Source organism: Clostridium sp. ZBS15, assembly GCF_023845705.1.
In the GTDB taxonomy this organism is placed as follows: domain Bacteria; phylum Bacillota; class Clostridia; order Clostridiales; family Clostridiaceae; genus Clostridium; species Clostridium aquiflavi.
Genome location: NZ_JAMQHY010000004.1, coordinates 79,202 through 103,408, shown reverse-complemented (window position 1 = coordinate 103,408; position 24,207 = coordinate 79,202). Strand labels below are relative to the sequence as shown.

Sequence of the window (24,207 nt, the reverse complement as noted above, 5' to 3'; positions counted from 1 at the left end):
TTTAATTACTCAGTCCACTTTACTTATGCAGATATCAACATTAATATGTTTTTTAATAGCAAGTAGTAATTAGGGGGAAATTATGGAGAAATTTTTTTATGGATGTTTGTTAATTTCAGATATGGATGGAACATTATTAGATAGTGATGGTAAGTTATCTTATGAAAATAAAAAAGCAATAGATTATTTTATAAGTAAGGGTGGAAACTTTACTTTAGCTACTGGAAGAATAGTGGCATCAGCTGGGAGATTTTTAAATGATATAAATGTTACTTTACCAGTGATATTGTATAATGGAGCAAAAATATATGATTATAAAAATAATAGAGTTATTTATGAAAAGTTTATAGAAGATGAGAGAAAAAATACAATTACTTTAGTAAAAAATGATAATCCTACTCTTGGAATTGAGGTGTATTCTGAGGAAAAAGTATATATTTATTCTTCATGTAAATATACAGATAGATTTTCAAAACTAGGATATGAAGTTATATATAATTTACCTACAGAGGTTTGGAATAAAAAATGGACAAAGGTTCTTATTGTGGGAGAAGAAGAGGAAATAGATGTACTTGAAGAAAACTTTATAAGGAATTATGGTAACGGAAATATAATAAGAAGTGGTGCTAGATATTTAGAAATAGTACCTAATAATACTTCCAAAGGAAAAGCTATTGAAAAATTAGTAGATATATACAATATAAAATCACAGAATCTAATAACCATTGGTGACAATATGAATGATATTGAAATGGTTAAATTAGCTGACTATGGATTTTGCGTTAGAAGTGGAGCGGAAAGGTTAATCAATAATTCGAAATTTATAGCACCAAGTAATGATGAGAATGCAATAGATTATGTAATTAAGTGGATTAATAATAATATCATAAAATAATAGCTTAAATTACAAAATTTTGTTAAAAGAAATAAATTAAAAACGATAATTAATATAAGGATATTAAGAAGGAGAGGTTTTATATGTTTAATAATAAAAATAGGGTTATAAGTGAAGTTATAAATAATATTTCTAGATTAAAATTACCAAAAGAGAATATAAAAATAGATAGAGATGTTTTAGATAAAGTTAAAGCAATACATATGAGATTGAATAGTGGTAAGGATAAATTTCAAGATATAACTAGATTAGTTTTAAATTCTGTTATTCAGATGAGTAATTTAGATTTAACTTTAAAGGATAAAGAAGAAAAGATAGAATATGTAACTGGCGAAATAGCTGAATTAATGGAAAGTGTGTCCAACACATCTGAAATATTATCTAGCACATCAGAAGAAGTAACAGCTGCACATACTGATATGACACAATCAATATCTGATTTATCATTGAATTCTACAACTTTATTAGATTCCATAAAAAGAAGCGAGGATGAATTATTAGAAATAAAGGTTTTTTCGGACACAGCAATATCTCATTCTATTGGAATGAAAGATGATATGAGTAATTTAATTCATGTAATAGAAAATGTACAAAATGTCATAAAAGCTATAAGTGAAATATCAGAACAAACTAATCTTTTGGCTTTAAACGCGTCAATAGAAGCTGCAAGAGCTGGAGAAAGTGGACGAGGGTTTGCAGTAGTTGCAGAAGAAATAAGAAAGTTAGCTGATGAGACTAAAAATTTAACTAATAGTATGTCTGATTTTATAACTGATATTGAATCTGCATCTAATAAAAGTAATGCTAGTGTTGATGATACTGTTGATTCTTTAGGAAAGTTAAATCAAAATTTAGATTCAGTTGTTAAAACAAGTAAAGAGAATAGAGAGCGTGTTAATAATATAAATGAATCAATAACATCTATTGCAGCTAATAGTGAAGAAATAAATACATCTATGGATGAAGTAGCAACTAGTATGAGAAAATTTGATGAGGATATTGAAAAATTAGGTGAGGATACGATAGCATTAAAAGATATAAGTAATACGTTAGGAAGCATTATAGAACCCATAAGTTTAATGGAAGAAGATTTAGATAATGCATCTAAAATAATAGGTACTTTAGTTAATGATGAATATTATATGATAACTAATAATTTGTTTATAGAAACAATTAATAAAGCAATTACAGCTCATCAAAACTGGCTACAAACTTTAAGTAAAATTGTTAATGATAGAGAAATATCAGCACTTCAAGTAAATGAACATAAGTGTGGATTTGGACATTTCTATTATTCTATGAAGCCTAAAAATGAAAAAATATTAGTAATTTGGAATGAAATAGATGAAAAACACAAAGTATTCCACTCTTATGGAAGAGACATAATATCAAGATTAAAATCAAATATTAATGATAATACTATAAGAGAAATCTACAGCAAAGCAGAAAAACTCTCAGTTGATTTAATTAATGATTTTAAAAAGATAATAAATCTTGCTAAAGAGTTAGATTCTTCAAACAAGAATGTATATAATAATTAGTTTGTAAATTATTCTTATAAAATTGTTATAGTCAAAAATAATAGTAAATATATTTAAATAAAAAATAATCTATTTTTCTTGACAGTATATGTACGATAAACTACAATAAGAAACAAGGTAAATATATATAAATAAATATCTGTCTAAAGATACACTTTAAATTGGTCCAGTGAGGCCAGAAAGGAGTCTATTTCTATGATATATTATGAGTTAGAAAAAAATAATACAGCTTTGTTTAAAGCAATTAGTATACTTGATAAATATGTTTGGATAGTAAAGAGCTCTCTTTTATGGTTGTCTCTTTAGTATCCTTTTATTTTATATAAAAATATAAATTTTAAAACATAGATTAAGGAGGATTAATTATGAAAGCAAAGCTTATATTGGAAAATGGTATGGTTTTTGAAGGTAAGGCTTTTGGATATTTAAAAGAAAGTATTGGGGAAGTAGTATTTACTACTGGAATGACAGGATACCAAGAAGTACTTACAGATCCATCTTATTATGGTCAAATAGTAACTATGACTTATCCTTTAATAGGGAATTATGGTATAAATCTTGAGGACATGGAATCAGATTCAATAAAGGTTAGAGGGTTCATTGTTAGAGAAAAATGCAATTTACCAAGTAATTTTAGATGTGAATTAGAGTTAGAAGACTTCTTAAAGCAAGGAAAGATTATTGGCTTAGAAGACATTGATACAAGGGCTTTAACTAAGGTTCTAAGAAATAGTGGGACAATGAGAGGAATCATTGCATTAGAAGATTTAGATGATAAATCTATAAAAGAAAAAATAGCTAGTTTTTATAACAAAGAAGCGGTTAAGAACGTTACTACTAAAGAAAAGTATGTAATTAACGGAAGTGGAAAACATATAGCTATAATGGATTTTGGAATAAAACAAAATATAATAACTAATTTCAAAAAAAGAGGTTGTAAGTTAACAGTATTTCCTGCAACAGCAAGTGCAGAAGAAATTTTAAATGTTAATCCAGATTTAGTATTCTTGTCTAATGGACCTGGAGATCCAGAGGATTTAGATTTTGTTATAGAAAATGTAAAAAAAATAGTAGGTAAAAAGCCTATTGTAGGTATTTGTCTAGGACATCAATTATTAGCATTAACTTTAGGTGGAAAAACTACAAAGCTAAAGTTTGGTCACAGAGGATGCAATCATCCAGTTAAAGATTTAGAAGAAAATATAGTTCATATAACTTCTCAAAATCATGGTTATGTAGTAGAAACATTACCAGAAGATGTTGAAGTAACTCATGTAAATATAAATGACGGAACTGTAGAAGGATTAAAGCACAAGACTTTACCAATATACTCAGTTCAATTCCATCCAGAGGCATCAGCGGGTCCTAAGGATAGCGAATATATATTTGATAAATTTTTAAAATATGCACTATAGGGGGATGAAGATAAATGCCATTAAATAAAGATATAAAAAGAGTTTTAGTTATAGGATCAGGTCCAATAGTTATAGGTCAAGCAGCAGAGTTTGATTATTCAGGAACTCAAGCCTGTGAAGCTTTAAAATCAGAGGGAATAGAAGTTGTTTTAATAAATTCTAACCCAGCAACAATAATGACTGATAAAGAAGTTGCAGATAAGGTATATCTAGAGCCTTTAACGTTAGAATTTATTGAAAAAGTTATTGCAAAAGAAAGACCTGATAGTTTACTTGCAGGAATGGGAGGTCAAACAGGACTTAACCTTGCTGTAGAATTACATGATTCAGGCATTTTAGAAAAATATGATGTAAAAGTAATAGGAACATCTATTGAATCTATAAAAGAAGGAGAAGATAGAGAATTATTCAGAGATATGATGAACAGAATAGGAGAACCAGTTATAAAAAGTGAAATTGTTACTGACTTACAAGCAGGGATAGATTTTGCCAATAAGATTGGATATCCAGTTATAGTAAGACCAGCTTACACATTAGGTGGATCTGGTGGCGGTATTGCAGATGATGAAGAAGAGTTAAGAACAATACTAGAATCAGGTCTTCAATTAAGTACAATAGGTCAAGTTTTACTTGAAAAAAGTGTTAAGGGTTGGAAAGAAATAGAATATGAAGTAATGAGAGATTCTTATGGAAATTGCATCACTGTATGTAATATGGAAAACATAGATCCTGTGGGTATACATACAGGTGATAGTATAGTTGTTGCACCATCACAAACTCTTTCGGATAAAGAATATCAAATGCTTAGAACAGCATCTATAAATATAATAAATGCTGTAGGTATAGAGGGCGGATGTAATGTACAGTTTTCATTAAATCCAAATACTTTTGAGTATGCAGTAATAGAAATTAATCCTAGGGTTTCAAGGAGTTCAGCTTTAGCATCAAAGGCAACAGGATATCCTATTGCAAAACTTGCAGCTAAAATAGCTCTTGGATATGGATTAGATGAAATAAAAAATGCTGTAACTCAAAAGACATATGCATGTTTTGAACCAACACTTGATTATATTGTAGTAAAAATACCAAAATGGCCTTTTGATAAATTCTTTGGTGCTGATAGGCAGCTTGGAACTAAGATGATGGCAACTGGAGAAATAATGGCTATAGGAGCTAATTTTGAGCAAGCATTTTTAAAAGGAATAAGAAGCTTAGAAATAGGAAAATATTCTTTAGATCATAAAAAATTTAAAGAACATAGTATGTCAGAACTTAAAGAGTTGGTAATGAAACCAGATGATGAAAGAATATTCGCTTTAGCAGAAATGTTAAGACGTGATTACATGATTGAAAGAATAAATAAAATTACTGGTATAGATAAATTCTTCTTAGAAAAAATTAAATGGATAGTTGAAGAAGAACAAAGATTAAAATTAAGCAAGATAGAAGATTTAGATAAAGAATGGTTACAAAACTTAAAGAAAAAAGGTTTTTCTGATAAAGCAATAGCAGATATGTTAAAGGTAAGTCCAGAAGATATATATAGATTAAGAGATATTTGGAGCATAAAACCATCATATAAAATGGTTGATACTTGTGGAGGAGAATTTGAAGCATTATCACCATATTACTATTCTACTTATGAACAATATGATGAAGTTGAAGTATCAAACAGAAGAAAAGTAATAGTAATAGGGTCAGGTCCAATAAGAATAGGTCAAGGAATTGAGTTCGATTATGCATCAGTTCATTGTGTAAAAGCATTAAAGAAACTTGATATTGAAACTATAATAGTAAATAATAATCCTGAAACTGTAAGTACTGATTTTGATATATCAGATAAATTATATTTTGAACCATTAACAGAAGAAGATGTTTTAAATATAATTGAAAAAGAAAATCCATATGGGGTAATACTTCAATTTGGTGGTCAAACAGCAATTAAACTTGCTAATTTCTTAAAGGAAAAAAATATTAGGACTTTAGGAACTACAGCAGATCAAATAGATATGGCAGAAGATAGAGAAAAATTTGATGAACTATTAGAAAGATTAGATATATCAAGACCTAAAGGTAAAGGTATATGGTCAGTAGAAGAAGGATTGGAAGAAGCAGAAAGATTAGGTTTCCCAGTACTTGTTAGACCGTCTTATGTAATTGGTGGTCAAGGAATGGAAATAACTCATGATGAAGAAGAATTAATTTTCTACTTAACTAATGCATTTGCAAAAGATAAAAAGAATCCAATACTTATAGATAAATATTTAATGGGTAGAGAAATAGAAGTAGATGCTATATCTGATGGGGAAAATATTCTTATACCAGGCATAATGGAACATTTAGAAAGAGCAGGAGTTCACTCTGGGGATAGTGTAACTATGTATCCAAGTCAAAATGTTTGTGATGAAATTAAGGGGAAAATCTTAGAATATACTAAGAAGTTGGCTTTAGCAATAGGAATAAAAGGAATGATAAATATTCAATTCATAGAGTTTGAAGGAAACTTATATGTAATTGAAGTTAATCCAAGAGCATCAAGAACGGTACCTTATATAAGTAAGGTTAGCAAAGTACCAATTGTTGATATAGCTACACAAGTTATGATGGGGGCTAAATTAAATGATTTAGGATATGGAGTAGATATATATAAAGAACCAGAACTAGTTTCAGTTAAAGTTCCAGTATTCTCAACTCAGAAATTACCAAATGTAGAAGTTTGCTTAGGACCTGAAATGAGATCAACAGGAGAAGTTTTAGGAGTAGGTAGAAATTTAAAAGAAGCTCTTTATAAAGGTTTTGTAGGTGCTAATATGTATCCATCAAAGGAAAAAGGCAAAATACTCGCAACAATTAATAAGCATAATAAAGCAGAATTTTTACCCATAGCTAAGGATCTTGCTAAAGTTGGTTATAAGTTTATAGCAACAATAGGAACATGCAATTTATTAAGAGAAGAAGGAATAGATGCAGAAGAAGTTCGTAAGATAGATGAAGAAAAGCCTAATATTTTAGATATAGTTAAAAATAGAGAAGTTGATTTAGTAGTTAACACTCCAACTAAAGGTAATGACTCTAAGAGAGATGGTTTCTTAATTAGAAGAGCAGCTGTTGAGAGAAATTTAGGAGTTATTACTGCATTAGATACACTAAGAGCAATTGCAGATGTTGAATTAGAAGAATTTGATAAAAGTAAGAACTTAGAAGTATTTGATATAGCTAAATAAATAAGTTATAAGTAAAAAATGTTACAATTTAATTATTGTAACATTTTTTTATGCTTCATATTTTATACTCGATATTACTATTGACAATTCAGTCAATAAATTAATACGAGATCCAATAATTTTCTTGTTATCACTTTTTAATATTTTTATTTGAGGTCTAAGAGGATAATTTGGAAAAGTCTCTTCAACTATGCCAACATCACCATTACTTAAACATACTATAGTTCCATTTGGGAACGGTATTATAACTCTAGAAAATACTTTAACCATTTCATAATCAAAGAAAGTTCCTGAGTTAGACATTATGTATTCTAATGCATCACCAGGATACATAGCACGCTTATATGGTCTATCAGACGTTAAAGCGTCATATACATCTGCAATGCTTACTATTTTAGCCATATAATTAATTTTATTTTCACTTAATCCGAAAGGATAACCTAAGCCATCTACTCGTTCATGATGCTGTAATATTATTAATTTACTATTAGAATTAATATTATATAAATTGCTTAAAAAATTATATCCTCTTTCAGGATGTTTTTTTATAACATCAAATTCTTCAGAAGTTAATTTACCAGGCTTTAATAGTATATCTTTGTCTATAAATGTTTTACCTATGTCATGAAGCAATGCACCACTACATAATTGAATTAGCTTTCTTTTTGGGAGTTTTAAACTTATTCCTAAAACTAAAGATAAAACAGCTACATTTACAGAGTGTTGATAAGTATAATTATCCATATTTTTTATATCTACTAAAGAAATTAATAAATTTTTATTAGATAATATATTATCTAATAATTCTTCTGAGATAGTACTTATATTTTCAAAATATTTTAGTTCATGTTTTGAATAATTATTAATTGAGCATTTTTCAAAGCTATGAAGTGAAGAAACTCTTTGAATATCATTAAATGTTTCTTTAAGAATTCTAATAGCTTTTTGACGTAGTTCAGGTTTTATTATATCTTCTATTTCATAATCACTATATTCATCGATTATATATATTGAAAGTATACTTAACTGCTTGATTTTTTGTATTAAAGGTTGCGTTAATTTTACACCCTTTTTTAACAAAATCCTACCCTCGGAATCATATATAGTTTTACCTAATATAGTGTCTTTTTTTACACATTCAATTGGTATTAAACGCATGATTAGCACCTCATAATTAATATTATAATATAATATTATTCCCATAAATTCAAATAAGTATATAATTATATCAGAATATAGAAAAAAGTTTTTTGTTAAACAATTACACTTTATTATATCATATATAGGATATTTAGACAAAACTTGCAATAAAAAATGGGCGAAAAAGCACAAACTTTATCACCCATTTTTTATTTAGAAAATACTTAGGATTATTAAGTTTTATATTTTAAGTATCATTTAAATACAACTTTGTTTATATATCTAAAAGATTTTTTCTATAAGAAGAATATAAATTTCTAAGAAGTCTCATTTTATCTTCAAGTTCAATATATAATTCTGATGCTTTTGCGTAATCTTTACTTACAAATGCTATCTTAATTCTTGTAAATAAACTTTTAGTAGTATAAGTATCTTTCATTATATACATTCTTAGATCATTTATTTTCATCCAGTTAGACACATCTAAGTCTAAAGCTTTATCTAATGAATGAAGTGATGAAAATGATCTTATTTCATTAATGTAATTATTAATTATTCTGTGAATAATTTCAGTAGTCCATCTTTGTAATATAGCTAATTTAAAGCTATTTATTATTTCTGATGTCATTACATTATTTTTCTTTAATATTTCAACTTTTTCAGGGTATTTATCTAATTGTGATAAATTTTCATAAATAGTTGCAGGAGCTATACCAAAGAATTTATTTCTTTCATCTTCTGAGAAGTCTTCAAATACATCTGCTTCACTTCTATAAGCTCTTTCTTTTTCAAGATAATCGGCATCTTCACCTGGTTTCTTTGATAATTCAGCAAGTAATTCATCTTCTGTTTTGTTTACAGCATATAATATACCATCTAGCATTGACATATAAGAAACTGCCATTGTAATATAAGTATTCGAATGTGGATTTGGAGATCTAAGCTCAAATCTAGTAGCTAAAGGAGAATCTAAATCCCTAATTAATCCAACTAAGATAGATCTATTTCTTGATGGATTTTCAGGACTCTTACCAAGTGAAGTTACTATACATACTGGTGCTTCAAATCCGGGTTTTAATCTCTTAAGTGAATTATTTGTTGAAGAAATAAATGGATTCATAACTTCATAGTTTTTAAGAATTCCCATTATAGCCCCATATCCTATTACACTTAAGAAGTGATTTTTAGGACCATTAAATATGTTTATTATTTTTCCGTTCTTTAATTTTAAACTAATACTTAAATGAGTATGCATTCCAGATCCAGCTACTTCTTCTATTGGTTTAGCCATGAATGTTACTTCAAGACCATTTCTTCTGAAAGTTTCTTGAGCTAATATTCTTACAAATAACTCATTATCAGCAGATTGAAGTGCATCTGAATACTTCCAATCTATTTCTATTTGTTCCATAACATGATCAAAATTACCAGATGAATTTAATTTAGCTCTTACTCCACCAACCTCTTTATGACCCATCTCAGGTTCAAAATCATATTTTTCCATTAAAAGAAGTGTTTCTTCAAGTGCTGTTCTAACAGCTCCTTTTGTTCTAGTCCAATAATGTTCATGTAGTACTTGAGACGTTGATAATTCTTCTACTTCAGCATTTTCATTAGGTGTTTTAACCCAAAATTCTAATTCAGTGGCAGAAGTAACGATTATATCATCTATATCATCAGGGGTAATATCATAAATATTTAAAAGTTCAGGTTTGTTTTTAAATAAGTTAGATAGAGTGTCCTTAACAGCAGAGACAGATGCTTTAAGAATGTGTCTAGAATCAACAGGTTTGTTATCATGGTATAAGAAGCATGGTATTCTTAATGTACCTACAGGTCTGTTAGTCTCATGGTCTATAAAGTTAAAGTTATAATCAACAAACCACTTGCTATCTAGATCAGTAATCATATCAACTTTAGCATTGTTCAATGTAGCAATACCAGGCAATACTACTGAAGAACCATCTGTTTGAACAGCAATTCCGTTTAAGTATGAATCTATATTTTCTAAGAAAAGCTTAACTGGAATTTTTTCATCAGTATCATTACCAGATAAATCAATACCAACAAATGAGACGAACTTAATTTGGCTATTTTCATTTAATATTGCATTTAGATCTTTAGCGTTATGATTCTCTTTTTTAATAACATAAAGTAAATTATTCATATAATAAGCAGTTACAGATAATTCTGTAAGTTGCTATTCACATCCTTTCGCAATTTAGAGTTAATTTTGATATATATCGAACAAACAATAAATAAAACATAAAAATATTCGTATTTATTAATTATAAAAATTCTATTACAAGTATACTATACTGTCAATATATTTAAAGCTAAATTTTTAATTTAATAATTATAGTATAATTGTAAATAGAATATGGAATAAAATTATACATAAAAAATAATTCAATATAGATTTATTTTTAATAAAGTAATAAAATGTTTATTAGATAATATAGGAAAATTGGAGTGTGAACACTTTGGAGAAAAAAAATAGGCCTATAGGATTTTTTGATTCAGGGGTAGGCGGATTAAGTGTAATGAAAGAAGCTATTCGTTTAATGCCAAATGAAAATTATATATATTTTGGAGATTCTAAAAATGCACCTTATGGAATTAAAACTGTTGAAGAAGTTAAAACTCTTACAGTTGATGCAGTAGAATTATTATTAGAGAAAAATGTAAAGGCAATAGTAGTTGCTTGTAATACTGCAACTAGTGCTGCAATAGATTTAGTTAGAAGTAAATATAAAAATATTCCTATAATAGGTATAGAACCAGCATTAAAATTAGCAACTAAGTACAATAGAAAAGGCAACATAATAATAATGGCTACACCTATGACTTTAAAGGAAAAAAAATTTAAATCTTTAATGGAAAAATACGGTGAAGATTATGATATAGTATCATTACCATGTGCTAAATTAGTTGAATTTATAGAGCATGGTATACTAAGTGGAGAAGAATTAGAAGAATACTTAAAAGAAAAGTTTAATCCATATAAAAATAATGATATAGGTGTAGTTGTTTTAGGATGTACTCATTATCCGTTTATAAAAGAAACATTATATAAAGTAATTGATAAAGATATACCTATAATAGATGGTGGACTTGGTACTTCTCAAGAATTAAGAAGAAGGTTAGGAGAAAAGAATTTATTGAATACTGAAGAGAAACAAGGTAGTATAACTATAATAAATTCAAATGGAAGCGAAAAGACCATAGAACTTTCTAAAAAATTAATAGAAATTTCTTAATTAGCATATAAATGAATTTATGCAAATATTTTAGCTAATAATATATGTTATGAAATTGCACTAAGTGAAAATATATATTTATATTATATAAATATATGAAATATATTAAATATCGTAATGTTTGAAAGGAGAATTTTTATGGCAAATCCAATTGTTACAATAAAGATGAAAAATGGAGGAACAATAAAAGCTGAATTATATCCAGAAATAGCTCCAAATACAGTTAAGAATTTTATTGATTTAATTAATAGAGGATTTTATGATGGATTAATATTCCATAGAGTAATACCAGGTTTTATGATACAAGGCGGTTGTCCAGAAGGTACAGGAATGGGTGGCCCAGGATATGGTATAAAGGGTGAATTCACATCTAATGGATTCAAAAATGATTTAAAACATAGCAAAGGTGTATTATCTATGGCAAGAGCTATGCATCCAGATTCAGCAGGAAGCCAATTCTTCCTTATGGTTGCAAATGCGCCTCATTTAGATGGTCAATATGCATCATTTGGTAAAGTTATTGAAGGAATTGAAATTGCAGATGAAATAGTTGCAGCAAAAAGAGATATGCAAGACAGACCTTATGAAGATCAAGTTATTGAAAAGATGACTGTTGATACTCAAGGTGAAACATATGGAGAACCAGAAATAATTGAAGAATAGTTTATAAAATAAAAAAGTTTTAGTTTAAATATGTGTTGATATATGTAATTAAATTTATTGATTTATACATGTATCAACACTTTACTAAAATGTAGCCAAATTTATATATAAGTGAAGGCGGTGATATTATGATTCCTAATATTAAGTGCATATTAGCATACGGATTAGAGGATAATGAAATTAATAAAATAAAACAACGCTATGGAAAAGTTATAAAAATTAACAAGGACATGGGCAATGTTAAGATAAAAGATTTAATATCAGGCTTAGAACAAGTAGAAGAACCAGAAGATATGCTGGAAGAAAAGATGATAATATTTAATAAATTTGCAGAAGGTGAATTAAAGGGCGCGATAAAATATATAAGAGGATTTACAAGTGATGGAGTACTAGCTGTAACTACGCCAGTTTCTTGTAATTGGTCACTTAAATATTTATTGGAACACTTAATTGAAGAAAGAGAATGGCATAAAGCGGAACAAAAGGGGAGAGAATAACGTGAGCCGTGTAGGAGAAAAAATAAAACAAGCAAGAGAAAAGAATGGATTATCAGCGAAGGTATTAGGTAAAAAGCTCGGTGTAGCAGAAAAGTATATAAATGACATTGAATTAGGAAGAAAAGTAGCTAATGAAGCATTTATAGAAAGAGTATCTAAATTCTTAAAAACTGATTTGAATGATATAAATATGGTTGTTACTGATGAAGAATTGATGAAAGAAAAAGAAACTTTAAAAAAATCAGTTAATACTAATGTAGAAAAATCAGAAGTATGGACTGATGCATTTGCTTCAGTCATAAAAAATGTACCTATATACAATTATTCATTATCTAACACTAAAGGTACAAGAGAATTAACTGTTCATTCTAATAAAGTTGAAGGATATCCACAAGATAAGGTACTTTATCTTCAAATAGAAAACGATGATATGTCTGGATTTAGAATTTTAAAGGGAGATTTAGCTTTTGCACATATGGTTAAAGAATTTAGCAATAATGGTATTTTCTTAATTGATCATAAAGGTGAGAGAAAGATAAGACAAATAAGAAGTCTTGGAAATTCCAAAGTTCTATTAATTAGCAATGGTGGTAGTTTACTTACAGAAACAACTGAAATAAAAGAGATAAATATAATTGCAAAATTAGAAAGAATAGAAATAAAACTGTAGTTTTATTAAGTAGCTATATACGTAAAAGTATATAACTACTTTTTTTTAGTCAATTAATAAATTTATAGGCATAAACTTATTATATAAAAATAGTTGGGGTTGATTAAAATAGAAATTACAGAATCTAACAGAATATCATCTAAACTTGATGCTGCTATTGGATTGTTAACTAATGTACCACAAGATATATTAAATAGAATAAATACAAAATTTTTTTCGGGAGAATTGGGTGAAGTAATTGAGCTTGTTATTTTATATAGAGATACAGCTGAAAATGTAGCAGTATTAGCTAAAGAATTAGAGGGTGAATTTCAAGATTTAGGATTTAACTTTGGACTAATTAATTTGCCACTAAAAAATTTAGTTAAATTGGCAACAAGTAATAGCATTCAGTATATAGAGTTACCAAAGAACTTATATGCAGCAGACAGTGAAGGAAATAGAGCAACTTGTGTGCCTCAAGCTGTATCAACTTATGAAGTATATGGAAAAGGTACATTAGTAGGATTTGTTGATTCAGGAATAGATTATATGCATCCAGCATTTATGGATTCTAATGGTAAGACTAGAATAGAATATATATATGATTTAAGTTTTGAAAAAAAAATTTATGACAAAGAATTAATAAACAAAGCTATAGAATCAACTGATCCATATTCAATTGTTCCGGTTTTAGATAATACAGGTCACGGAACTCATGTTGCAGGAATAGCTTGTGGTGGTGGCAATATTAGCGATATATATAAAGGTGCAGCACCAGAATCATCTATAGCTATGGTAAAAGCAGCAAGAGGTACTTGGATATTAAGTTCTCAAATAATGCAAGGAATAAAATTTTTAATAGACAAAAGTAAAGAAACTAATATGCCTTTAGTTATTAATCTTAGCTTGAGCACTAATAATGGAGCACATAATGGAAGTAGTTTATTAGAACAATATATTAGTACAGTATCTAATTTAGAAAGAGTAACTATAGTTATAGCAGCAGGAAATGAAGGTGATGCAGCACACTATACAGGTGGTGAATTAGAAGAAATTCAAACTAAAGCTTTCAATATTGCCAGTGATGAAAGCACTGTGGTTATAAATTTATATAAATCAATACTTCCAGATATATCTTTAAATGTAATATCACCAACTGGTCAAAGTAGTGGAAATATAAATATGCAAGAAGGATACTTTCATGGAGGTATAGGGCGTGATAGGTATGATATATACGTATCTGGACCAAAACCATTTGAATTGAATAGTGAAATTCAAATAATAATATCTTCTATAGCATCAGATTATTTAATTCCTGGTGTGTGGAAAATACAAATTACTACTAGTAATAACTATAAGGGATCATTTTCAATGTGGCTTCCAATATCTGAAGGGTTAAATCCTCAAACTAAATTTTTAGAGCCTATAAATTATAATACATTAGGAATACCAGCAACTGTAGAAAATATTATAGCTGTAGGAAGTTATAATTCACTTACGAATACATTATCTTCATTTAGTGGAAGAGGAGCACAAGTTCAAAGTAATTTGATAAGACCTGATCTTGTTGCCCCAGGTGTAGGAATATTAGGTCCTGTACCAAATGGAAGTTATGATTCTAAGACAGGAACCTCAATGGCAGCACCTCAGGTATCGGGAATTTGTGCATTAATTATGGAATGGGGAATAGTAAAGGGAAATGATCCGTACTTATTTGGACAAAGATTAAAGTACTATTTGGTAAGAGGTTCTAATAGAGCAAGAACTGATATAGAATATCCAAATCCACTTTGGGGATATGGAACAATTTGTGCTTATGATACCCTTTATGATATTGAAAATACAATAAATCAAATATTATCTAGAAATTATAGAGTCAGAGATATAAGTGGTGAATTTTATGTAGGAAATTTATTTGTTAGACTTCCTAATAATTGATTATGTAATTATTTAAATAATAAGATATAGGAACTAATTGGTGCTTTATTTCATATAGTATTCGTAGGAAAAAATATTAAGGAGTTATAGTTATGGCAGATAAAGGTAGTTTAAGAATTCAGTGTTTTAGTGGGGATAATTATATCCCTGTAGATAATGCTAAAATCAGTGTAAAAGAAGGTTCTTTGAATGAAAATAATCCATCGACTATAGATTTAGTTACAAATTCAATTGGATTAACTGATCAAATAGATTTAGATGCTCCTCCTATCGAATATTCTTTAGATGAAAATAGTAATAAAATTCCTTATAGTGTTTATGATATTTTAGTTGAAAGAGATGGTTTCGAGACATTGATAATAAATGGATGTCAAATATTTTCTGAAGAGGTTGCTTATCAAAGATGTAATTTAGTTGAACGTAAAAGTGCATCAAGACAAAATGAGGTTATTAATATTCAACCCAATACTCTTAATGGAAATTTTCCACCTAAAATTCCTGAAGAAGAGGAAAAAAAATTACCACCTCCAAGTTCAGGAGTTGTATTGGCACAACCGGTAGTGCCAGAATATATAATAGTACATCAAGGAGGTCCTAATGATACCTCTGCACCTAATTATAAAGTACCATTTAAAGAGTATATAAAAAATGTTGCATCTTGTGAAATATATTCTACATGGTCTGGTAATGCAATAAGAGCAAATATATTTTGTATAATTTCATTTACTTTAAATAGAATATATACAGAATGGTATAGAGGAAAGGGAAAAAATTTCGATATTACAAGTTCTACTGCTTATGATCATGCTTTTAATTATGGAAGAAATATTTATGATACCATAAGTGTAATAGTTGATGAGATATTTTCTACTTATATTAGAAGAATGGGGAAAAAACAACCACTTTTAACACAATATTGTGATGGTAAAAGTGTGACTTGTCCAGAATGGCTAAGTCAATGGGGAAGCCAAAGTTTAGGTTCTCAAGGAAAACCACCATATGAAATATTGAAGTATTACTATGGAAGTGATATTGAGCTTGTAACAGCAGAAAAAGTTGAAGGAAGTCCAAAATCATATCCAGATTATGATTTGACTATTGGATCAGTTGGAGAACCTGTTAAAACAATACAAAATCAATTAAATAGAATATCTAGAAATTATCCTCTTATTCCTAAAGTTGCAGAAGATGGTGCATTTGGACCTAAAACTGAAGAAGCAGTTAAAGTATTTCAAGGAATCTTTAATTTACCACAAACAGGGGTAGTTGATTATGCTACTTGGTATAAGATATCAGATGTATATGTAGGAGTTACAAGAATAGCTGAACTTAGATGTGATAGCTCTAATCAAAGGATATTTGTTCCACCAATGACTATTGAGCAAGCAAATAGAGAAATTCCAAATTTTAATTACTTTGTATAGAAAAAAGGTAATGCCTCAAATTATTTGAAGCATTACTTTTTTATATTCCCTCACCATTAAAAGATGGAACAAAATCTGTTGTGTTAGTTCCTTGATCTTGTATAAAGCCATTTTTCAAACCAATATTTACGGCATAATCAATTAAACTATCATAATGCTTTGGATTTAGAGGTTTATTTATTTCAGGATAATCACAAGCTTTAAACATAGGTGTATATTGATTCATTAGGCTAATATAGATATTATCTTTGTATCTGTTAAATAGTAAATCTACAATTTTCTTTGAATCAAAAAGTAAGCCTGGAAGAAGTAAGTGTCTAACAATAACACCTTTAGTAATATGAGATGTTGAATCGAATTTAACTTCACCAGTTTGTCTTACCATTTCATCTATAATTTTTATGGCATTTATACTATAATCACTAGCTTTAGAATATTTAGTAGAATATTTATTATTGAAATATTTAAAATCAGGAAGATATACATCAATATATCCATCTAAAGCTTTAATTGTATCAAGTGAATCATAAGTGTTTGTATTATATAGTATAGGTATCTTTAATCTTTTAGATTTAGAAAGTTCTAGAGCTTCAATGATCTGTGGTACATAATGAGTTGGAGTAACTAAATTTATGTTATTAGCTCCTTTTTCTTGAAGTTCTAAAAATATGTCAGCAAGTCTTTCTATTGATATATCCATTCCTTTAAATTCTTGACTTATATCATGGTTTTGGCAAAAAACACAGTTTAAATTACAATGTGAAAAAAATACAGTACCAGAACCTTTTCCAGATGAAATAGGTGGCTCTTCCCAAAGATGTAAGGCAGCTCTTGCAACTTTAACCTTTTCAGAAGCTCTACAAAATCCCATTTCATTATTTAATCTATTAACTTTACACTCTCTATAGCAAAGAGTACATTCTTTTAACATACTTGAATATTTCATAATTATCTCCTCGATATTTAATATAAACACAATTCTAATACTGTTTATTATATCATGAGATTTTATTTAATAATTATGTTTAAATGAATGTTGATATATGCAATAAGGTAAAGTGGCATTGCAATTAGCATCCTTAAGTTTAATTACTCTGTCCATTTTACTTATATACATATTAACATTACTTTAATTCTTTTCTATGTTTAAAATAAAATATAACACTTTGTAGTATGAATACTAAACTCAATACTCCAAAAGCCGGATATAACTTTGTTATTAAATTACTAAATCCAATTTGAGATATTGGTAGGGCTATTGCTAAAATTATAAAAATGCCTTTTTTAAAGTCTATACTGAATGTTTGTTCTAATGTTTTACTTATTGAATAAACATCTGAAACTTCAGTAGAGAACATTTCAAGCCAAATAATTACTAATAATATAGCCTGTATTATGCAACCAAATCTATTTGCAACAAGAAGTAATGGAATTTCAAATTTGTATATATAAGGTTGATTTACTGTTAACATAAGATTTATTGCTAAACAAAGCAAAGTTAATCCAATAGCTCCAAGAGTAATTCCTATAAACATAGTTTTAGGTTTTTTCATTTGATTGCTGAGAGGAACTAGTACACCAGTACAACAAAGTGTATTATAACCAGCATATAATATAGTTGATACAGCAAGTCCGCTCTTAACAGGTTTAAATTGTCTCATGCTCTCTAAAGAGACGACATCTCTAGAAAATACAAAGTATAAAATAGTAATCAATGTTATTGTGCAAATTAAAGATGGAACAATAAATGAATTTACTGCAATTAATCCATCAGTATCTCTTAATAAGAAAAATACAGCTATACAAATCATTATTATTGATCCAACTAATTTAGGAATTCCAAAAAATTGATTTATAAGAGCACCACTACCAGCTAAAATTATAGAGGCACTTGAAATAAGATATAAAGTAGTTATAAAACCTGTAAATTTGCCCAAATAATTAGGGCTTATTACATTAATCAAATCACTATAAGAATTTAACTCATAATGAATGCTTATTTTGGCAATTATACATCCAATTACAATATAAAATATTCCACAGACTATAATGCCAAAAAAACTTTTTAGTCCAAAAGATGTAAAAAATTCAGTGATTTCTTTTCCTGAAGCTAATCCAGCTCCAACAATAGTACCTATGAAAACTACTGCAACTTGAAATATATTAACAAAACTCTTCTTCAATTCAAATTCTCCTTAACAATATTTTCACTAATAAGTATATAATGTAAACTTATCTTTTATTCTTAAATTACTCGTATAACACTACATTTCTTAGGAAAAATAAATAAAGAGCTAAATAAAGGAGGTATTTAATTTTGAAAAAGATAATTTTAATAATAATGTCTATGATGATGATTTTTATATCCATAGGATGCAGTAATCAAACTTCAAATAATGAAAAGATAGATTTATATGATAGCAAGAAAGCTATTGAAACTGCTCAAAAATACTTAATGGAGATACAAAATGAAAATTTTGAGGAAGCAAAAAAATTTTGTACTAAAGATTTTGCTTCAGCTTCAAAGATAAATGATTTAGGAAATTCTAAAATACAAGTATTTAAAACAAATAAGAGCGTAGATGGTGGAGATAAGATGTCTATAATATTTGATGTGCTTAGAGGCGAAGACTATTCTCCTAATAATAATTTAGATAAATACAACATAGACGTTATAAAAGAAAATGATGAATACAAAATAAATAATTTAAGCGCTAGTGAAGAATCAGAAGTGTATGAAAGAGAAAGTGAACTAAGATTGCAAACTTCAGGAGCAGGAGAAAGTAAGCTTATTTTAAAACTTTCAGATATTCCTAAACAGGTATATAATAAAGGAGATAATCCATTAGAAAGAGTAGATATTCCAAGTGATAAGTTTTCTAGTTGTGGTTTAAGTTATTCTAGCAATAAGGTAGCATACTCAACAACTAATGGAAAAGATAGTTTTATTGGAATATTATACATAAAAGATGATAAGTCAGTTACTACAATAGGAAGTAATCAAGACGATACTAAAAATAAATCTGATAATAAAAGTAATGCAATAGAAAAAGTTCAAACTGATAAAGTTATGAATTTTGGGATATTAAATGATTGCCAAATAGAAAGAATAGTATTTAGTGCAGCCGAAGATAATTTGGTAGTGTCTTATAAGAATTCTAATGAGGGAACAGGACTAAAAATATTTAATGTAGAAAGTGGAAAAGAATCATCATTAGATATAAAAAGTAAATTTCCAACAGACAAATATAATGTAAGGGTTATGTTTGTTAATGAAGAAGAGATTACTGTTAGAGTCACATTATTAGAAGGAGTTTCTGAAAAAAAAGAAGACTTAACAGGAATGTATGTAATAAATATAAATAAGTCTACAATAGATAAAAAGTAGAGTATATTTTTTAAGGAATAATTTGATATTATAGTATAATGCCACCACGTCATTATACTATAATACAAATACATTAAAAAATATCTTATAAATGTGTATAGATGAAATTTAGGAGGCAAAATGAATAATTCTTGGAATGGAAAGAGATATCATAGTTTAAATTATTTTTTGAGAGAAAAATTTGGAGAAAAGGTATTTAAAATATCTTTAGATGGTGGCTTTTCATGTCCTAATAGAGACGGAAAAGTAAGCAAAGGTGGATGCGTATTCTGTAGTGCCAGAGGCTCTGGAGATTATGCAGGAAGTAGGAATTTTTCTATTACTAATCAATTTAATAATGTAAAAACTATGATGGCTAACAAATGGAAAAGTGGTAAGTATATAGCATACTTTCAAGCATACACAAATACATATGCTCCAGTAGATGAGCTAAGGAAAAAGTATGAAGAAGCTATAAATCAAGAAGGTGTTGTAGCATTATCAATAGCAACTAGACCAGATTGCTTAGACGATGAAGTATTAGATTTAATAGAAGAACTAAGTAAGAAATTATATGTATGGGTTGAACTTGGTCTACAAACTATAAATGATGATGTAGCTAAGAAAATAAATAGAGGATATGATTTAAAAGTATTTGATGATGCAATGGCTAGACTTAAGGAAAGAAATATAGATGTTGTTGTACATTCTATATTAGGATTGCCTGGTGAAAGTCAAGATGATATGTTAAAAACTATAGATTATATTGCTCATTCTGGAGCTCAGGGAATTAAGCTTCATTTATTGCATTTAATGAAAGATACTAAAATGGTTGAGTTATATGAAAATGGTGAGTTGCAATTCTTATCACAAGAAGAGTATATAAAATTAATTTGCAGGGCAGTTTCTATGTTACCTAAAGAAATGGTGGTACACAGATTAACTGGTGATGCACCTAGGGATTTACTTATAGGTCCTATGTGGAGTTTAAAAAAGTGGGAAGTATTAAATTCAATAGATAAAACATTAGAAGATAATGATATATATCAGGGCAAGAATTTTGATATGGGGGATATTTAAATGAAAGTAGATGTTGTAATTTCAGCAGATTACATAACTGATGATATTGTAAAAGATAAGGTTGTTGTTGTAATAGATATGTTTAGAGCAACTTCAGTTATAACAACTGCAATTAATAATGGATGTCAAAAAGTTATACCATATTTAACTGTAGAAGAAACACTTGAAGAAGCCAAGAAATATGATAAGAGTGAAGTTATATTAGGTGGAGAAAGAAGAGCCGTTAAAATAGAAGGCTTTGATTTAAGTAATTCACCATTAGAATATACAGAAGAAGTGGTTAAAAATAAAACAGTTTTAATGACCACTACCAATGGAACTAGAGCATTAACTAAATGTTTACCAGGCAAAAAGATTATTATAGCAGCAATGATAAATGCAGAAGCTGTAGCTAAAAAATTATTAGAACTTAATGATGATATTGTCATAGTTAATGCAGGAACTAATGGAGAATTCTCTATGGATGATTATATTTGTGGAGGATATATAATTAATACTATGTTAAAAGAAAAAAGCAATATAGAACTTACAGATATAGCTAAGACTTCAAATATGATTTATGAAAGCAACAAAGATATTATAAATTATGTTAAAGAAGCTAGACATTATTCAGTTATGAGATCTTTAAAATTAGATAATGATATAGAATATTGCATAAAGAAAAGCATAATAGATGTGGTTCCGATTTATGATGGAGATAAGATAATTAAACCCAATGTCATTTGTTAACTAAATGACATTGGTATATTTACTTATTATTTTTTTTAATGTAAATTAAAGCATTAAATCTGATAACTTTCAATAAAGTTAATATGGTCTAATGCTTTAATTGTATGAAAACTTATTTGATTTGTAGGGTACTTAAATTTCATCAGTTCAAAGAACTTTTGTTTATTCATTTGTCCTTGTGTGTACGCATCTATATAGTCATATATGGTATCATCAGCCATTGGCCCAATCACTATATCGTAAGTATGTGTTTCTCCACTACGACAACCTACTACAAAATCCAGCCATTCTTCATTGTATTCGTTAAATTTCTTTATATTCAAAGATTCAGAGTCCCTAAGCTCATACAGATTTACTATGGAAGTATTGAACTTACTAGACCACTTCTCTGCTTGTTCTTTAATTTCGGTGCAGTAAAAGCCCCAAGAGAAATCTTTAGTAAATCTATGTTTACGAATTTCAGGAAATTCAATTTTCATATAGCTACCATGGTATATTATTTTACGTTCCATATACTCACTCCCTTTTTTTTATTATAACAAAATAAGTGTAGTATTATAAGCTCTGTATTATGACTAGATATTTAAACATTAAAAAAGAAATATATTATTATAGATGCTAGTCCGAGTACTGTAGCTAAATTACTTGGTAACTGATTATAATAGCTAAATACACTTATTGCATAGCAAATGCAAAAAGCTAATAAAAACATAGTTTTAAAAATTAGCTTATTAGCTGTTTTAGAATTCCTTGCTAAAGCTAAATAGACTTTTTTTAATTGCAAAAAAAGTGCCCATATAAATGATATAAAAAAAAATATAATTACTAAGAATCCTAAAAAATCTCTCTTTATTAAAAATTCCATAGAACCCCTCTTTCTTTAATTTATTATTTCTGAGTGAGGTCATATATAGTATAACTCAATAAATTTAAAAAAGGTGTAAATAAATGTTTATTTTTATAACAAAAATGAGCTGCTATAAAATTAACTTTTTAAGTTAGTTTCATAGCAGCCTTTTTTTGATACATTCTCTTATAGTTTTGTTTTATCAAATACTTGGAATATGAAGAATTTTAAATAGTAACTTTCATCTGAATTCCAAAGTATTGGATGATCACAAGATTGAGTTCTAAATTCTACTTGTCTTATAAGTTTATTAGCATCTTGGCAAGCTTCTACAATAGTTTTCTTTAAAAGTTCTTCATTCATGTAATGAGAACAAGAGCAAGTTATAAAATAACCACCATGTTTAACTAATTTTAAACCTCTTAAGTTAATTTCCTTATATCCTCTTTTTGCTGCATTAATAGTATTTCTAGACTTTGTAAATGCAGGAGGATCAAGTATTACAACGTCAAATTTCTTCTCTTCTCTTGACCATGCAGGAAGAACATCGAAAGCATTATGACATTCAAATTTAACTGTGTCTTGAAGATTATTTAATTCGGCATTTTTATTAGCACAGTCTATGGCATGCTGAGAAACATCTATTCCAAGAACTGATTTTGCACCAGCAATACCAGCATTTAAAGCAAAAGAACCAGTATGAGTAAAGCAATCTAATACGTCTTTATCTTTACATATTCTATGAATAGCAGCTCTATTTTCTTTTTGATCTAAGAAGAATCCAGTCTTTTGACCATTTGCTAGATCAACTATGTACTTAACTCCATTTTCAACAATTTCAACATTAGTATCAAAAGGTTCAGTTAAAAATCCCCTAGTTTGTTCTAAACCTTCTATTTCTCTAGTTGCTATGTCACTTCTTTCATAGACACCTTTAGCATTATATTCATTAACTAATACTTTAACAATTAAATCCTTATATTGCTCCATCCCAAGTGTAGAAATTTGAATTACATAATAATCTTCAAATTTATCAACTGTTAATCCAGGAAGAAAATCAGCTTCTCCAAATATCATTCTACAAGATGAATCATCAATGATACTTCTTCTATATTCAAAAGCTGTTTTAAATCTGCTTTTGAAGAATTCCTCATCTATATTTTCATTTATATCTCTTGACATTATTCTGATAGTTATTTTACTTTTATCATTTATGTAACCTTTACCGATAAAGTAACCCTTATGATTATATACCTCTACGATATCACCATTTTCATATTCACCATCATATTTATTTATTTCATCAGTATAAACCCAAGGACGACCTTGTTCAGCTTTACCGCTACGTCCCTTATGTAAATAAAATTTACTTGCCATATTAAAAAGACCCCTTCCAAAATAATTATTATATGATTATAACATAATAGTCTAATTAGTATTTAATTATTTTAAGATGCTTTAGTATAGTGTTGATATATGCATAAGTAAAGTGGACTAAGTAATTGAACTTAGGAATACTAAAATGAGTATAGTCC

At 28.0% G+C, this 24,207-nt stretch carries 20 protein-coding genes; 13 read left to right on the top strand and 7 right to left on the bottom strand.

Features of this window, described 5'->3' with window-relative positions; all coding sequences use genetic code 11:
• The first annotated feature begins 82 nt into the window (after positions 1-82).
• The 4 genes from NG904_RS02570 to carB all read left to right on the top strand — a co-directional run bounded on the left by NG904_RS02570 (position 83) and on the right by carB (position 7,075).
• Positions 83-895: an HAD family hydrolase gene (locus NG904_RS02570; protein WP_252215772.1), complete on the top strand. Its 813-nt coding sequence runs from the start codon at positions 83-85 to the stop codon at positions 893-895.
• Positions 896-978: 83 nt separating this feature from the next.
• On the top strand, positions 979-2,436 hold the full coding sequence (locus NG904_RS02565; protein ID WP_252215770.1) for a methyl-accepting chemotaxis protein: 1,458 nt from the start codon (positions 979-981) through the stop codon (positions 2,434-2,436).
• Positions 2,437-2,801: 365 nt separating this feature from the next.
• On the top strand, positions 2,802-3,851 hold the full coding sequence (gene carA, locus NG904_RS02560) for a glutamine-hydrolyzing carbamoyl-phosphate synthase small subunit (protein WP_252229568.1): 1,050 nt from the start codon (positions 2,802-2,804) through the stop codon (positions 3,849-3,851).
• 14 nt (positions 3,852-3,865) lie between these two features.
• Positions 3,866-7,075, top strand: coding sequence for a carbamoyl-phosphate synthase large subunit (gene carB, locus NG904_RS02555; protein WP_252229566.1), 3,210 nt, complete (start codon positions 3,866-3,868; stop codon positions 7,073-7,075).
• Positions 7,076-7,123: 48 nt separating this feature from the next.
• Here carB and NG904_RS02550 read toward each other — a convergent pair whose 3' ends face one another.
• Complete coding sequence (locus NG904_RS02550) at positions 7,124-8,233, bottom strand: HD-GYP domain-containing protein (protein WP_252229564.1); 1,110 nt, start codon at positions 8,231-8,233, stop codon at positions 7,124-7,126.
• 256 nt (positions 8,234-8,489) lie between these two features.
• Complete coding sequence (locus tag NG904_RS02545) at positions 8,490-10,382, bottom strand: type I glutamate--ammonia ligase (protein ID WP_252215744.1); 1,893 nt, start codon at positions 10,380-10,382, stop codon at positions 8,490-8,492.
• Between the two features lie 316 nt (positions 10,383-10,698).
• On the opposite strand from NG904_RS02545, the gene murI reads away from it, so the two are divergent.
• The 6 genes from murI to NG904_RS02515 all read left to right on the top strand — a co-directional run bounded on the left by murI (position 10,699) and on the right by NG904_RS02515 (position 16,649).
• Entirely contained in the window at positions 10,699-11,475 is a 777-nt protein-coding gene (gene murI, locus NG904_RS02540) for a glutamate racemase (protein ID WP_252224197.1), read from the top strand.
• 138 nt (positions 11,476-11,613) lie between these two features.
• Positions 11,614-12,138 carry a peptidylprolyl isomerase gene (locus NG904_RS02535; RefSeq protein WP_205449062.1) on the top strand — a complete coding sequence of 175 codons (525 nt, stop codon included), beginning with the start codon at positions 11,614-11,616 and terminating at the stop codon, positions 12,136-12,138.
• 128 nt (positions 12,139-12,266) lie between these two features.
• A complete protein-coding gene (locus tag NG904_RS02530; RefSeq protein WP_252215739.1) occupies positions 12,267-12,635 on the top strand; it encodes a DUF3783 domain-containing protein in 369 nt (122 codons plus the stop codon).
• 1 nt (position 12,636) lies between these two features.
• A complete protein-coding gene (locus NG904_RS02525; protein ID WP_252229561.1) occupies positions 12,637-13,305 on the top strand; it encodes a helix-turn-helix domain-containing protein in 669 nt (222 codons plus the stop codon).
• A 99-nt stretch (positions 13,306-13,404) separates the two neighbouring features.
• Positions 13,405-15,225: a S8 family peptidase gene (locus tag NG904_RS02520; RefSeq protein ID WP_502801451.1), complete on the top strand. Its 1,821-nt coding sequence runs from the start codon at positions 13,405-13,407 to the stop codon at positions 15,223-15,225.
• Between the two features lie 92 nt (positions 15,226-15,317).
• Complete coding sequence (locus tag NG904_RS02515) at positions 15,318-16,649, top strand: peptidoglycan-binding domain-containing protein (RefSeq protein ID WP_252215734.1); 1,332 nt, start codon at positions 15,318-15,320, stop codon at positions 16,647-16,649.
• Between the two features lie 40 nt (positions 16,650-16,689).
• On the opposite strand, the gene NG904_RS02510 is transcribed toward NG904_RS02515, so the two are convergent.
• Together NG904_RS02510 and NG904_RS02505 are read right to left on the bottom strand one after the other, a co-directional pair.
• The gene (locus NG904_RS02510) at positions 16,690-17,595 is read right to left on the bottom strand and encodes a radical SAM protein (protein ID WP_252229559.1); all 906 of its coding nucleotides are present in this window, start codon (positions 17,593-17,595) and stop codon (positions 16,690-16,692) included.
• 178 nt (positions 17,596-17,773) lie between these two features.
• Positions 17,774-18,832, bottom strand: coding sequence for a YkvI family membrane protein (locus NG904_RS02505; protein WP_205449068.1), 1,059 nt, complete (start codon positions 18,830-18,832; stop codon positions 17,774-17,776).
• A gap of 134 nt (positions 18,833-18,966) precedes the next feature.
• On the opposite strand from NG904_RS02505, the gene NG904_RS02500 reads away from it, so the two are divergent.
• The 3 genes from NG904_RS02500 (at position 18,967) to NG904_RS02490 (ending at position 21,825) form a co-directional block, all read left to right on the top strand.
• Positions 18,967-20,037, top strand: a complete 1,071-nt coding sequence (locus NG904_RS02500) for a hypothetical protein (protein WP_252215728.1) — start codon at positions 18,967-18,969, stop codon at positions 20,035-20,037.
• Between the two features lie 120 nt (positions 20,038-20,157).
• Positions 20,158-21,096, top strand: a complete 939-nt coding sequence (gene mnmL, locus NG904_RS02495; protein WP_252229557.1) for a tRNA modification radical SAM protein MnmL/YtqA — start codon at positions 20,158-20,160, stop codon at positions 21,094-21,096.
• A complete protein-coding gene (locus NG904_RS02490; protein WP_252229555.1) occupies positions 21,097-21,825 on the top strand; it encodes a 2-phosphosulfolactate phosphatase family protein in 729 nt (242 codons plus the stop codon).
• 53 nt (positions 21,826-21,878) lie between these two features.
• Here the strand turns inward: NG904_RS02490 and NG904_RS02485 are convergent, their stop codons facing one another.
• The 3 genes from NG904_RS02485 to NG904_RS02475 all read right to left on the bottom strand — a co-directional run bounded on the left by NG904_RS02485 (position 21,879) and on the right by NG904_RS02475 (position 24,049).
• Positions 21,879-22,337: a DUF3990 domain-containing protein gene (locus NG904_RS02485; protein ID WP_252229553.1), complete on the bottom strand. Its 459-nt coding sequence runs from the start codon at positions 22,335-22,337 to the stop codon at positions 21,879-21,881.
• 71 nt (positions 22,338-22,408) lie between these two features.
• Positions 22,409-22,690, bottom strand: coding sequence for a hypothetical protein (locus NG904_RS02480; RefSeq protein WP_252229551.1), 282 nt, complete (start codon positions 22,688-22,690; stop codon positions 22,409-22,411).
• Between the two features lie 168 nt (positions 22,691-22,858).
• On the bottom strand, positions 22,859-24,049 hold the full coding sequence (locus tag NG904_RS02475) for a class I SAM-dependent rRNA methyltransferase (protein WP_252229549.1): 1,191 nt from the start codon (positions 24,047-24,049) through the stop codon (positions 22,859-22,861).
• Positions 24,050-24,207: the final 158 nt, after the last annotated feature.

Excerpts from the sequence above, each read along its gene's own strand:
- NG904_RS02570 (WP_252215772.1), top strand. The coding sequence starts at position 83 with ATGGAGAAATTTTTTTATGGATGTTTGTTAATTTCAGATATGGATGGA.
- NG904_RS02565 (WP_252215770.1), top strand. The coding sequence starts at position 979 with ATGTTTAATAATAAAAATAGGGTTATAAGTGAAGTTATAAATAATATT.
- carA (WP_252229568.1), top strand. The coding sequence starts at position 2,802 with ATGAAAGCAAAGCTTATATTGGAAAATGGTATGGTTTTTGAAGGTAAG.
- carB (WP_252229566.1), top strand. The coding sequence starts at position 3,866 with ATGCCATTAAATAAAGATATAAAAAGAGTTTTAGTTATAGGATCAGGT.
- NG904_RS02550 (WP_252229564.1), bottom strand. The coding sequence starts at position 8,233 with ATGCGTTTAATACCAATTGAATGTGTAAAAAAAGACACTATATTAGGT.
- NG904_RS02545 (WP_252215744.1), bottom strand. The coding sequence starts at position 10,382 with ATGAATAATTTACTTTATGTTATTAAAAAAGAGAATCATAACGCTAAA.
- NG904_RS02535 (WP_205449062.1), top strand. The coding sequence starts at position 11,614 with ATGGCAAATCCAATTGTTACAATAAAGATGAAAAATGGAGGAACAATA.
- NG904_RS02530 (WP_252215739.1), top strand. The coding sequence starts at position 12,267 with ATGATTCCTAATATTAAGTGCATATTAGCATACGGATTAGAGGATAAT.
- NG904_RS02515 (WP_252215734.1), top strand. The coding sequence starts at position 15,318 with ATGGCAGATAAAGGTAGTTTAAGAATTCAGTGTTTTAGTGGGGATAAT.
- NG904_RS02510 (WP_252229559.1), bottom strand. The coding sequence starts at position 17,595 with ATGAAATATTCAAGTATGTTAAAAGAATGTACTCTTTGCTATAGAGAG.
- mnmL (WP_252229557.1), top strand. The coding sequence starts at position 20,158 with ATGAATAATTCTTGGAATGGAAAGAGATATCATAGTTTAAATTATTTT.
- NG904_RS02490 (WP_252229555.1), top strand. The coding sequence starts at position 21,097 with ATGAAAGTAGATGTTGTAATTTCAGCAGATTACATAACTGATGATATT.
- NG904_RS02485 (WP_252229553.1), bottom strand. The coding sequence starts at position 22,337 with ATGGAACGTAAAATAATATACCATGGTAGCTATATGAAAATTGAATTT.
- NG904_RS02480 (WP_252229551.1), bottom strand. The coding sequence starts at position 22,690 with ATGGAATTTTTAATAAAGAGAGATTTTTTAGGATTCTTAGTAATTATA.
- NG904_RS02475 (WP_252229549.1), bottom strand. The coding sequence starts at position 24,049 with ATGGCAAGTAAATTTTATTTACATAAGGGACGTAGCGGTAAAGCTGAA.